A 13,612-nucleotide genomic window follows, 5' to 3' on the forward strand; every position below is an offset into this window, starting at 1 on the left:
ATATAGGCCACGGCCTTTAACTCCTCGAAGGAACAGATCCATACGCCATCCTTTTCGCCAAAGCAATCCATCCCCTTGGGGTAGCATTGCGACACGATAACCGCCACATCCACGCCGATAGCGCGCATGTCCTTTTTCAGCTTATCTATCCAGTCGCCGCTGAAATCCTTGGTACGTTTGCTTTCATAAATAATGCGCCCGCACACCAGCCCGAACTTGTTGCGCACGGTTTGGATACAGTCGGCCCCGCGCACGCCCTTGCCCACCTCGCCGATGAGGTCGAATGGGAAGCTCTCGCGCAGCAATTCTTCCAGGATCAGTTCCTGCACTTCGCCCTGCAACTGCATGGAGCCCTGTTCGGCTTTTCGTTTCATCTCATCAACCAGTTTCTTTTGGTCTTCCAGTTGCTTTTCAAGCTCCTTTTGTTTGAGCTGGTATTCGGTATCCTTCAGGTTAAAACGCTCGGCTTCCTGTTTGCGGATGTTTTCGGTGAGCTCGCTGCGCTGCTCCTGCAGTTTGCGCTGTACGGAGAGTTCCAATTCTTCTTCGCGTTGTTTTAGCGCATTTTCCTTCTGCATAAACTCCAGTTCCTTTTGGCGGGAGGCTTTGAGTTTTTCGTCGGTTTCGTTTTTTTCATTCTGCAGCAGGGCCAGCTTATTCTCATAATCTGACCCGATGCTTTTGCGCAGGGATTGCTCAATAATGGCCTGCAATTGCTTTTTCTCGTCGGTGAGGCGCTGCTCAAAGTTGAGTTGCTGCTGCCGTTCTTTATTTACAAAATCGGTTTCTTTTTTGCGGTATTCTTCTTCCTTTTGACGGGTATAGTCGCGCATTTTTACCTGCAGCTCTTTTTTATATTCTTCGGACATCACTTCCTCAATCGGAAATCCAAAACCACAATTAGGACACTTAACTTCTGTTGCCATACTATAAAGGGAAATAAAGATGCAAATAACGGAATTAATGATAATGATTGATAAAGATTGGCGGTAATAAACGCGGGAATAGTGCCAGGTAGGCGGGCATTGGCGTTAATGTCCGCAGGGGGGACTCACCCCGACTACGCTGCGCTGGTCGACCCTCTCTACGGCAGGCCGTAAAGAGGGTCGGGGACGGTTTTATATCATATATTTTTCTCCGCCCTCTTTGCCACCTTGCGGGAGAGAGGGCGGACGAGCGTAGCAACGTCCGGGTGAGTCAACTCGCCGTTATGTTGTTTTTATTGCGTTTAATGCCACGCGCGTGTCGCTTTTATTGCAATTTGCTGTTAACACAACAATTTTTCCTATCTTGCATACCTCATCACCATAAAAGTATAGTGACATTCCAGGAATTCAATTTTAACGAGCATTTATTAGAAGGCATTTTGAGTATGGGTTTCAATACCCCTACCCCGATTCAGGAAATGGCCATCCCCATTATATTAGCGGGTAACGATATTATTGCCTGCGCGCAAACAGGTACCGGCAAAACCGGGGCATACCTGTTGCCTGTGCTGGAGCATATCAGCAAAACCCAAAAACACCATAGCTATTGCCTGATCCTTGCGCCAACACGCGAGCTGGCGCAGCAGATCGACCAGCAGGTGGAGGGCCTTGCCTATTTTACGGGCATCAGTTCCATTGCGGTTTTTGGCGGCGGCGACGGCATTGCCTACGAGCAGCAGCGCCGGGGTATCCAAAACAACGTAAACATCATCATCGCCACACCGGGCAGGCTGATCGCACACCTTACTTCGGGCGTGTTAAAGCTGAACCATTTAACCCACCTGGTGCTAGACGAAGCTGACCGTATGCTGGACATGGGCTTTTACGATGACATTATGCGGATAGTGAGCTACCTGCCTAAAACCAGGCAAACGCTGCTTTTCTCGGCCACTATGCCGGGGAGGATCCGCACGCTGGCCAAGTCTATATTAAACAATCCGCAACAGATCAATATCGCGCTTTCGCAACCGGCCGTGGGTATCGACCAGCAGGTTTACCGGGCGCACGACGCACAGAAAACACCATTGCTGCAAATGCTGCTGAAGACTGGCAGCTATACCAGTATTTTGATCTTCTGCTCAAGGAAGGAAATTGTGAAATCACTGGCGAGGGAATTGAAATCTGCCAGGCTTAACGTATCAGCCTTTCACTCCGACCTGGAGCAAAAGGAACGCGAAGAGATATTACTTAACTTTAAAAACAGGCAATTGCCTATTATTATTGGAACCGACGCCCTTTCGCGGGGGATTGATGTGGAGGGGATTGACCTGGTGATCAACTACGATGTACCCGGCGACCCTGAGGATTATATCCACCGCATAGGCCGCACCGCCCGCGCTGAAACTACAGGCACCGCCATCACGTTTGTAAACCACCGCGACGAGCGCAAGTTAAAAAGCATTGAACAGCTGATTGAAAAACCCATCCGCCTTATGGAAGTACCTGACGAGCTGAAAAGTATCGAAATGGTTAAACATACGCCGCAATCGGCCAACAAAAGGCCTCAGCAACGCAAATGGGGCAATAAAAGCAGGCCAAAAGGCAGGCCCAATAACCCGGCATAAAATTTTTATACGGTACAGTACACCGGCTTAAATAAAAGCAGCTAAATTAGTCCATTATAAACCAAAAGATGAGGACTTATTTAACTGCCTTTTTTTTAGCCTGCTTTTTGCTGCTTGCAAAACACGGCTCCGCCCAGATAGCTAATGACAAAACCGTTTTAAGCAAACCCTGGAATGCCTACTGGATAGGCCCGGCAAACGATCCCGGCAGGGAATACGGCGTTTATTATTTCCGCAAAACTCTTGATCTTCCTGCAAAGCCAAACAGCTTTATCGTAAAAGTCTCCGGCGATAACCGCTACAAATTATATGTAAACCGCGTACTGGTATCGGTTGGCCCGGCACGCGGGGATACCTATTACTGGAACTATGAGACCATCGACCTGGCGCCTTATTTAACGGCCGGAAAAAACAGTATAGCGGCTGTTGTATGGAACGAAGCAGAAGTGAGGCCCGAGGCACAGATCTCGTTGCGTACTGCTTTTATCCTGCAGGGAAACTCCACCGCCGAAGAAATATTGAACACAGGCAACTCATGGAAATGTCAACAAAATAAGGCATATACCCCTATAACAGGCATTGGTTACCCCACCTATTATGTTGCCGGTCCGGGTGAACTGATGGACATGAACAAAACCATTAAAAACTGGATGGGCGCTGATTATGATGATACCGCCTGGCCCAGCGCCGATGCAATGGAACACGGGAAACCCAAAGGCCTTGCCGACGCATTTGGCTGGATGCTGGTGCCTTCGGTCATCCCGCAAATGGAGCGCACTTTGCAGCGGATCCCGGTTTTACGCAAGGCAGACGGGATTACGGCTCCATCAACGTTCCCATCGAATAAAACAACTATAACTATCCCGGCCAATACAACGGCAACTTTGTTGCTTGATCAAACTTACCTCACCAGCGCTTATGTCACTTTAAATTTCAGCAATGGCAAAGGTGCGGCAATGTCGCTGATGTATAATGAGGCCATGTTTGATAACCTGGGCAAATATGGCTCCCGCAAGGGAAACCGCAACGATGTGGAGGGTAAAGATTTTGCAGGCAGACGCGATAGCGTGATTTCGGACGGAACCGCCGGCCAAACCTTCAACACGCTTTACTGGCGGACCTACCGTTATATCCGGTTAAGGATCCAAACCAAGGACGACCCGCTGGTGATCGATGATATTTACGGCACATTTACCGGCTACCCATTTCAGCAAAATGCCAAACTGGAAACCGGGAATCCTGAAATGCAAAAAATCCTGGACATCGGCTGGCGCACCGCCCGGCTGGATGCCATGGAAACTTATATGGACTGCCCTTATTACGAGCAGTTGCAATATATCGGCGATACCCGCATCCAGGGAATGGTATCCTATTATAACAGCGGCGATGACCGGCTGATGCGCAACGCCATCAACCTGATGGACCATTCGCGCATAGCAGAGGGGTTGACTTTAAGCAGGCACCCATCTTACAGCCCGCAGATAATTTCGACCTTTTCCCTTTGGTATATAGGGGTTTTGCATGATTACTGGATGTACCGGCCCGACAGTAATTTTGTAAAGGATAAGCTGCAGGGCGAGCGCTCAGTCCTTGATTTTTTTAGCAAATACCAGCAGCCTGATGGCTCGTTAAAAGGCACCCCTTACTGGACATTTGTGGACTGGGCCGAGGGTAAAAACTGGGATGGCGGCAAGCCGCCGATCGGTTCAAAAGGTGGTTCAGCTATACTTGACCTGCAATTACTATTGGCTTACCAGATGGCGGCCGATATGGAAAGCAAAATTGGCATGCCGGCTTTTGCAAAACGCTATCATGAAAAAGCCGCCCAACTCAAACAGACCATTCAAAATAAATATTGGGATTTGGCCAAAAATCTTTATGCCGATACCGAAGACAAGGACTTATTTTCGCAGCACGCTAATTCACTGGCGATATTGGCGGGTCTGGTGAAATCACAGGATGAAATGGCATTGAGCAAAAAAATACTAAATGACACCACCTTAACGCCCTGCACCATCTATTTTAAATACTACATGCACCAGGCCCTGGTAAAAGGCGGTTTGGGAAATGATTATATGAACTGGCTGGATATCTGGCGCAAAAACATCGCCAATGGCTTAACCACCTGGGCCGAGATCTCAGACCTGCCCAATGCCCGCTCCGACTGCCACGCCTGGGGCGCCAGTCCCAACATTGAATTTTACCGGACGATATTGGGGATTGATAGCTATGCCCCCGGCTTTAGTAAGGTAAAGATTGAACCTCACCTGGGAGGTTTGAAAAATGCTTCCGGTGAGATCCCGCATCCGAACGGTAAAGTAGCCGTAAGTTATACCCGGGACGGTGCAACCTGGAAAATCAACATCAGTCTACCTCAAAAAACAACAGGTATTTTTATGTGGAACGGAAAAAGTTATCTATTAAAGGCAGGAGAGAATTCGTTTAAGATTTAATTTAGGAAGATTGGCCCATCAGAATCACCAACTTTTACCCGGATTTATCTGTAATTTATTTAAAAGGCCTTGTAGTGGGCTTCTCCGTTTAAAAACTTCGTGGTTCTTTTCTGCTTTTTTTAAAATGATAGTACCAACTATTCGCTAAAATGCAATTCCACCGTCAAAAGCCTGCCTTTCAACCAAAAAAAACAAACACATTACCGTATTGTTGTGTTAAAGTTGTTTATTTGGTGTTGAATATTCCTGTTAATTGTTAACAATTAATTATGATTAAATCTTGATATTTACACCGCTAAATACTTCAGGTTAATTACTCAAAAAACAGATAGCTGGCGGTTTTGTTAAAACAAATTTTGTCCATACGCTCTACCAGGCATAAAAATTAAAAACAAATCATTTTAATGGAAACCATTCCCGATCAGTTAAAAATTCTTTCCTTAGACATTGGAGGCTCTCACATCAAGGGTACGATCTTAAACGCAAAAGGCGAGCTGCAAAAAGCCTATGAAAAGGTACCCACCCCCATACCTGCGAGTCCTGAAAATGTAATTGCAGCAATCAAAAAACTGGTTATTGATTTTCCTGCATTTGACAGGATCTCAGTAGGGTTCCCTGGTTATATAAGAGAAGGGGTAGTAAAAACAGCGCCAAATTTGAGTACAGAACTTTGGAAAGATTTCGATCTGGCAAAAAAACTCGAAGCGGATCTGGGTCATCCTGCCAAAGTGGTAAATGATGCGGATATGCAGGGGCTGGGTGTGGTAAGGGGTAAGGGTCTCGAACTTGTTATTACCCTGGGCACCGGTTTCGGAACCGCATTATTGTATAACGGCAACTTGCTGCCACATTTGGAATTTTCGCACCAGCCCTTCGGGAAATCAGAATCATATGATAAATACATCGGCGAAGTAGCTATTGAAAAGGAAGGTTACAAAAAATGGAACCGCCGGATGCAAAAGGTTTTTGAAGTTTTGAAAACAGTATTCAATTACGATTATTTGTATATAGGCGGCGGCAACTCCGATAAGCTGACATTTAAGCTGGATAAGAACATGAAAATCGTTTCCAACGCCGATGGAATTAAAGGCGGCACCAGGCTTTGGGTAAATGACCTGATCCCTGAATCAACAGAAAAACCAATTAAAGCAAAATTAAAACTATAATACCAATTCAATGAGCGCAATTACACAGGACATAGAAACCCTTGGAATAGATACCGTTAGAATATTATCTGCCGATGCTGTACAAAAAGCAAATTCCGGTCACCCGGGCACCGCAATGGCGCTGGCGCCGATGGGCCATGTGCTTTGGACAAAGTTTTTAAACTATAACCCTAAAAACCCGCATTGGAACAATCGCGACAGGTTTATCCTTTCCTGCGGGCACGTATGTATTTTGCAGTACAACTATTTATACCTTACGGGTTATGATGTTAGTTTAGATGATATCAAAGATTTCCGCCAGTTAAACAGCAAAACTGCCGGCCACCCCGAATATGGTTTATGCCCGGGTATCGACGTAACTACCGGCCCCTTAGGCCAGGGTTTTGCAAACGGTGTAGGCTTTGCTATCGCCCAGAAACATTTGGCATCACGCTATAATAAGCCAGGTTTCGATCTTTTTGATTACCACGTTTACGCTATTGTAAGCGATGGCGACATGATGGAAGGGGTAACTTCAGAAGCCGCTTCGCTAGCCGGGCACCTGGAGCTGGGCAATATGATTTACTTGTACGACGACAACCACATTTCAATAGAAGGCGCTACGGACATCACGTTTAATGAAGATGTCAGCGAACGTTTCCGTTCATACGGCTGGCACGTACAGGACCTGCCCGATGTTAACGATACACATGCTCTGGAATTAGCGATCACCAATGCTAAAGCCGAAACGCAAAAACCATCATTGATCCGTGTTCGTTCACTGATCGCTTATGGTAGTCCGAATAAATCAGGCACTGCAGGTTCTCACGGTTCGCCACTGGGTGCTGACGAAGTTAAACTGGTTAAGAAATTCTTCGGGTTTGATCCTGAAAAATCATTTTACGTGCCTGACGAGGTTAAAGAATTTTATCATAAGGCTGGCGAAAAAGGCATTGAGAAAGAAGCCAAATGGAATAAATTATTCAGCGACTATAAGGCACAATTCCCTGAACTTGCTGAAGAATATGAATTGGCAACCAGGGGCGAGTTGCCAAAGGGATGGGCGGATGACCTGCCGGTATTTAAAGCGACTGACCCAAAAATAGCTACACGTGCGGCATCTGGCAAAGCCTTAAATGCGCTTGCCGCAAAAATTCCTTTTTTAATTGGCGGCGCGGCCGATCTGGCGCCATCAACAGAAACAAATTTAAAGGGTTTCGATTCCTTCACTTCTGAAAACCGTGGAGGCCGTAATTTCCACTTTGGCATCCGTGAGCATGCCATGGGTGCGGCATTAAACGGGATGGCTTTAACGTCGGGGGTTATTCCTTTCGGGGCAACTTTCCTGATGTTCAGCGAATATATGCGTCCTCCTATCCGCCTGGCCTCGATTATGCAGGTGAGCCCAATCTTTGTGTATACCCATGATAGTATAGGCGTTGGCGAAGATGGCACTACCCACCAGCCGATTGAGCAGCTGGCTTCGCTTCGTTCGATCCCAAGGATCACGGTGATCCGTCCTGCCGACGCTAATGAAACCGTACAGGCATGGAAGATTGCCGTTGAACATAAAGGCGGCCCGGTGGTGTTGGTATTTACGCGCCAGGGATTGCCAATCATCGACCAGGATAAATATGGCAAAGCCACAGGATTAGAGAAAGGCGCCTATGTTTTATCAGAGGCAAGTAAAACTCCTGAAATTATTTTAATAGCGACCGGTTCTGAAGTAGCTTTGATTATGGACGCCCAGGTTAAACTGGAGGCTGAGGGCATTGCAACCCGCGTTGTAAGCATGCCATCATGGGAATTGTTTGAAAAACAGGATGCCGCATATAAAGAAAGCGTATTCCCTAAAGCCATTAAAAAACGTTTGGCTGTTGAAATGGCTTCGCCAATGGGCTGGCATAAATATACTACTGACGAGGGTGATATATTAGCCATGGAAACCTTTGGGGAATCAGCTCCTGCCGACGACCTGTACAAGCATTTTGGCTTTACGGTTGATAATGTAGTAAAGAGGGCGAAGGCACTTTAATCCTGATACCTCCCGGCAATAAACGGAGAAAAAGGATTTTATTTAGAAAAACAATAGCATTATAAAACAACCCCGGCTTATTTTTAGCCGGGGGCTTTAAACAACCTCATTTGGGGCGGGGGACTAAATGAAAATAGGAATTGCAGCCGATCACGGCGGATATAAACTCAAAGAAGTTATTCACCCTTTCCTGGTAAAGCTGGGGCATGAGGTGGTTGACTTTGGTGCTTACAAGCTGGATAACCAGGACGATTACCCTGATTTTGTGATCCCCCTGGCCGAAGCCGTGGCAAATGGCGAAGTTGACCGTGGTATAGCCGTTTGCGGCAGTGGTGTTGGTGCATCAGTAGCGGCTAACAAAGTACACGGGGTTAGGGCAGCGCTCATCAATGATCATTTTTCGGCACACCAGGGCGTTGAGGACGACGACCTGAACATCCTTTGCCTGGGTGGCAGGGTTACCGGCAATATGGCGGCCGAAGAGTATGTGTCCGCTTTTTTAAACGCACAATTTACTGCTGCCGAAAGACATTTACGCCGTTTGGGCAAAGTGCACGAACTGGAGAAAAGAGATTAGTTAATTTGAAAATTTAACCATTTGAAAATTTGAAAATTGCCGTGCTGATGTTTATCATTTTCAAATCAGCACACTTTCAAATCTTCAAATAAAATAAAGCATCATGGAAACAAACAAAGTAAAACAAATACACAGCTTTGGCCAAAGTATCTGGCTGGATTTTATTGACCGCGAAATCATGTCGTCGGGCAAATTGCAAAAACTGATCGATGAAGACGGCGTGAGGGGTGTAACCTCTAACCCGGCTATTTTTGAAAAAGCGATCACCAGCAGTTCGGACTACGATGCTGATATCCGCAAATTATCCGACAGCGAAAAAACCAACGAAGAAATCTTCTTCGGATTGGCTATTGAAGATATTAAAAACGCCACCGACCTTTTTAAAGGGATTTATGATGAATCAGAAGGTGTAGATGGCTATGTGAGCCTTGAAGTTTCGCCATTTTTGGCATTGAAAGCAGAGGAAACCGCTAAACAGGCCGAAGAACTTTGGAAAGCCGTTGACCGCAAAAACGTAATGATCAAAATCCCGGGTACAAAGCCGGGTTTGGCAGCTATCAGGCAATCCATCGCAAAAGGCATCAACATTAACGTAACCCTGCTGTTTGGTTTGCCGCGTTACGAAGAAGTAGCAGAGGCCTATATAGCAGGTTTGGAAGATCATTTAGCCGCCGGCCATAACATCGGCCACATTTCATCTGTTGCCAGCTTCTTTTTAAGCCGCATAGATGTTTTGGTTGATCCGATACTGGATGAAAAAGGCCTGGGCGACCTGAAAGGCGAAGTTGCTATCGCGTCAGCAAAAAAAGCTTACGAAATTTATAAAAGAGTATTCAGCGGCCCGCGTTGGGAAGCATTGGCTGCCAAAGGCGCCAAAGTACAGCGCCTGCTTTGGGCAAGTACCAGCAGCAAAAACCCTGCATTTAAAGATACCAAATATGTTGAAGCATTAATCGGCGCTGATACTGTTGATACCGTTCCATTGGAAACCATTGAAGCTTTCCGCGACCATGGCATTGCTGCCAATGTTTTGGAAGACGGATTGGATAAAGCCACCGAAACATTAGACCGCCTGAAAGCAGCCGGTATTGATCTGGATAAGCTTACCCAGCAATTAGAAGATGAGGGCATTGATAAATTTAACAAGCCTTTTGAGAAACTGCTGAACGCGATTGAAGACCAGAAAACTAAAGTTTAAAAAATTTGGAAGCTACATCGGTAAAGATCCTGTTTTTTGATATAGGAGGCGTGCTGCTGAGCAATGGCTGGGGGCACGAGTCGCGCAAAGAGGCTGCTGAAAAATTTGGTCTTGATTATGAGGAGGTAAACGCGCTTCACAGTTTCATCTTTAACGTTTATGAAATTGGCAGCATCAGTTTAGATGAATACCTTGATACGGTGGTTTTTAATCATCCGCGCGATTTCGCGCGCGAAGATTTCAAGGAATTTATTTACCGGCAGAGCATCGAACTGCCCGATACGTTAAAGTGGCTGAAAGAATGGCGGAAAACCTGTGGTTTCAGAATTATCTCCATCAACAATGAGGGCAAGGAATTAAACGACTACCGGGTAAAAAAGTTCAAACTGCACGAATGTTTTGATTCCTTTATCTCCTCCTGCGAGGTAAAAATGCGCAAACCAGACCCGGGTATATTTAAACTGGCAATGGGTGTAGCACTGGCCCAGCCCAGCCAGTGTGTTTATTTTGATGACAGGATCATGTTTGTAAGGGCCGCCCAGAAATTGGGGATCCGGTCTTTCCAGCATGCCGATTTTGAATCGACCAAAAGAATATTAGAAGAACTTAAACAAGAAACATTCCAACCAAAATGAGCAATACATCAAATAAATATGCTTTCGGCATGATAGGCCTGGGCACCATGGGCCGCAGCCTGTTGCTTAACATGGCCGATCATGGCTATGCCGTGGCGGGCCATGATAAAGACGCAGCGAAAGTTGCATCGCTGAACGAAGAAGGAAAAGATAAGGATGTTAAAGGTTTTGGGGATGCAAAAGAATTTGTGCAAAGCCTTACCACCCCGCGTGCCATTATGATGCTGGTACCGGCAGGCAAAATTGTTGACAGTGTTATAGCTGAACTTACCCCGCTTTTAGATAAAGGCGATATCCTTATCGACGGCGGTAACTCGCATTTTACTGATACCAACCGCCGCGTGGATGAACTGGAAGCTATTGGCCTCCATTTTTTCGGCATGGGTGTTTCAGGTGGCGAGGAAGGCGCACGCCGCGGCCCCAGCATGATGCCGGGCGGCGACAAGGATGCCTATAATGTAATGAAACCGATTTTCGAAGCTATTGCTGCTAAGGTAGATGGCGCACCTTGCGTTACCTACATAGGGCCCGGCGCTTCTGGTCACTTTGTAAAGATGGTGCATAATGGTATTGAATATGGCCTGATGCAATTGATTGCTGAGTCGTACGAGATCATGAAAACCGGCCTGCAAATGGATAATGAGGCTATCGGCGCAGTTTTCACTAAATGGAATGAAGGAAGGTTAAAGTCGTTCCTGATAGATATCACCAAAGATATTTTTGCTTATAAAGCAACCGGTGCTGATCACCTTTTACTGGACGACATTAAGGATGAGGCCAAAGCAAAAGGCACCGGTAAATGGACATCACAGGTAGCTATGGACCTGCAGGCCCCGATCCCTACGATCGACTCCGCTGTTTCAATGCGCGACCTATCGAAATACAAAGCACTTCGTGTGCAGGCATCCGATTTGTACAGCAAAGACGCACCGGTACTGAATGTGGATACCGATGCTTTTCTATCTGCACTGGAGCAGGCATTTTATTTTACGATGATCATCAGCTATGCCCAGGGCATGCATATGCTCGAACGGGCTTCTGAAGAATTTAAGTACGACCTTAAACTTGGTGAGATAGCCAGGATCTGGCGCGGCGGATGTATTATCCGCTCTGCATTTTTGAATGATATTTTCAACGCGTACGAAAAGAACAGTAAACTGGAACACCTGCTGCTGGATCAGCATGTTCATGATCTTGTAAGCGAAACTGTACAAGGCGCCAGGACAGTTTTATCGGCAACTATTGCTGCCGGCATAGCGGCGCCTGCTTTTACAGCGTCATTAAGTTATTTTGATAATTTCCGTACCAAAAGGATGCCGTCAAACCTAACCCAGGCGCAGCGTGATTATTTTGGCGCTCATACCTATGAGCTGATCGGGAAAGAGGGCGTATTTCATACACAATGGGTAGAAAAGATATAGATGGCTACTAAAAACGAAAAAATGAACTCAAGCATAAAAACAGAACCAACTGTATTTATCATTTTCGGCGGTACTGGCGACCTTACTTCAAGGAAAATTGCCCCTGCCCTTTATAATTTATTTTTGGACGGCTGGTTGCCGGCCCAATATTCCATTATTGGTACAGGCCGCACCAAGTTTACTGACGAGCAATTTAGCGAGAACCTGTTAAAGGATATTAACCAGTTTTCGCGCAGCGGAAAAGCTGACCCGAAAAAATGGGCTGAGTTTTCAAAAAATATCCACTACCAGGTTTCAGATATCAATGATTTTGAAACCTATAAAGAATTTGGAAAACGGGTAGAAGAGCACAATGCCGAATGGAAAACACAGGCCAATGTGATCTACTATCTCGCGGTATCGCCAAACTTTTTCCCGATCATCGCCTCCAATATCTCCAAAGCAAAATTAGCCGAAGACCCCGATCGTGTAAGGATAGTAATTGAAAAACCGTTCGGGCACGACCTGGAAACAGCCAAAGAACTGAATAAATTACTTTCGGGTATTTTCAACGAGTGCCAGATCTATCGTATAGATCATTACCTGGGCAAAGAAACTGTGCAGAATATTATGGCTTTCCGTTTTGCCAACTCTATTATGGAACCGCTATGGAACCGTAATTATATCGAGCACGTACAGATTTCGGTAACCGAGCAATTGGGAGTTGAAGAGCGCGGCGATTATTACGATGGCGCAGGCGCTATGCGCGATATGATCCAGAACCACTTATTGCAATTACTTTGCCACATAGCGATGGAACCACCGGTTAGCTTTAACGCTGATGAGGTGCGCAACCGCAAAGTGGATGTTTTAAAAGCCATGCGCAGGTTTGGGCCCGATGATGTGCGGATGTCTGCCGTGCGTGGCCAATATGCCAGCGGCTGGATGCAGGGCAAGGAAGTGCCGGGCTACCGCGAAGAACCTAAAGTTGACCCTGAATCAAATACCGAAACTTTTGCTGCAGTTAAGTTTTTTGTAGATAACTGGCGCTGGCAAAACGTACCCTTTTATGTGCGGACCGGTAAACGCATGCACCAGTCTGCATCGGTAATTACCATACAATTTAAGGATGTACCGCACCTGATCTTCCCGACGGAAGCTGCCGAAAGCTGGCAGCAAAACAGGCTGATCATCAGCATCCAGCCAGAAATGAGCATTCGTTTGCAAGTGCAGGCCAAACGCCCGGGTTTAGATATGGTGCTAAACACCGTGGATATGGTGTTTGATTATAAAGGCACCTACACTACACAGCCCCCTGAAGCGTATGAAACCCTGATATTGGATACCATGCTGGGCGATCAAACGCTGTTTATGCGCGGCGACCAGGTAGAAGCTGCATGGGAACTGATCATGCCGATTTTAAGTACATGGCAAACGAAAAAAAGTTTGAATTTCCCTAATTATTCAGCTGATTCATGGGGCCCTGAGTCTGCCGAAGCGCTGATTGCAAGGGATGGTTTTAACTGGTTTACGTTGCCGATAAGCAAAAAGTAGTTGATTAAGTCCGAAAGTCGGGAAAGTCAGTAAAGTCCGAAAGATGAATACTGTTTTAATTCTC

10 protein-coding genes are annotated in these 13,612 nt (G+C 46.3%); 9 read left to right on the forward strand and 1 reads right to left on the reverse strand.

Annotation, left to right across the window (positions count from 1 at the left end):
• Positions 1-926: DUF2130 domain-containing protein (locus QZY09_RS20060; protein WP_295675331.1), on the reverse strand; the 926-nt coding region annotated here is incomplete at its 3' end.
• 392 nt (positions 927-1,318) lie between these two features.
• Between QZY09_RS20060 and QZY09_RS20065 the strand changes: the two genes are divergently transcribed.
• From QZY09_RS20065 to zwf, 9 genes are all read left to right on the forward strand, one after another.
• The gene (locus tag QZY09_RS20065) at positions 1,319-2,551 is read left to right on the forward strand and encodes a DEAD/DEAH box helicase (protein ID WP_295675334.1); all 1,233 of its coding nucleotides are present in this window, start codon (positions 1,319-1,321) and stop codon (positions 2,549-2,551) included.
• 68 nt (positions 2,552-2,619) lie between these two features.
• Entirely contained in the window at positions 2,620-5,004 is a 2,385-nt protein-coding gene (locus QZY09_RS20070) for an alpha-L-rhamnosidase C-terminal domain-containing protein (RefSeq protein WP_295675336.1), read from the forward strand.
• A gap of 404 nt (positions 5,005-5,408) precedes the next feature.
• On the forward strand, positions 5,409-6,170 hold the full coding sequence (locus tag QZY09_RS20075; protein WP_295675338.1) for an ROK family protein: 762 nt from the start codon (positions 5,409-5,411) through the stop codon (positions 6,168-6,170).
• A gap of 10 nt (positions 6,171-6,180) precedes the next feature.
• Positions 6,181-8,184 carry a transketolase gene (gene tkt / locus QZY09_RS20080; RefSeq protein ID WP_295675340.1) on the forward strand — a complete coding sequence of 668 codons (2,004 nt, stop codon included), beginning with the start codon at positions 6,181-6,183 and terminating at the stop codon, positions 8,182-8,184.
• Positions 8,185-8,311: 127 nt separating this feature from the next.
• The gene (locus QZY09_RS20085; RefSeq protein ID WP_295675342.1) at positions 8,312-8,761 is read left to right on the forward strand and encodes an RpiB/LacA/LacB family sugar-phosphate isomerase; all 450 of its coding nucleotides are present in this window, start codon (positions 8,312-8,314) and stop codon (positions 8,759-8,761) included.
• Between the two features lie 103 nt (positions 8,762-8,864).
• The gene (tal, locus tag QZY09_RS20090; protein WP_295675344.1) at positions 8,865-9,959 is read left to right on the forward strand and encodes a transaldolase; all 1,095 of its coding nucleotides are present in this window, start codon (positions 8,865-8,867) and stop codon (positions 9,957-9,959) included.
• A 5-nt stretch (positions 9,960-9,964) separates the two neighbouring features.
• Positions 9,965-10,594 carry an HAD-IA family hydrolase gene (locus QZY09_RS20095; protein ID WP_295675346.1) on the forward strand — a complete coding sequence of 210 codons (630 nt, stop codon included), beginning with the start codon at positions 9,965-9,967 and terminating at the stop codon, positions 10,592-10,594.
• Entirely contained in the window at positions 10,591-12,015 is a 1,425-nt protein-coding gene (gene gndA / locus QZY09_RS20100) for an NADP-dependent phosphogluconate dehydrogenase (RefSeq protein WP_295675348.1), read from the forward strand. The genes QZY09_RS20095 and gndA overlap by 4 nt, the downstream gene beginning before the upstream one ends.
• Positions 12,016-12,036: 21 nt before the next feature.
• Complete coding sequence (gene zwf, locus QZY09_RS20105; protein WP_295675350.1) at positions 12,037-13,548, forward strand: glucose-6-phosphate dehydrogenase; 1,512 nt, start codon at positions 12,037-12,039, stop codon at positions 13,546-13,548.
• Positions 13,549-13,612 lie beyond the last annotated feature (64 nt).

It is taken from the genome of uncultured Mucilaginibacter sp., from assembly GCF_903913935.1.
Taxonomy (GTDB): domain Bacteria; phylum Bacteroidota; class Bacteroidia; order Sphingobacteriales; family Sphingobacteriaceae; genus Mucilaginibacter.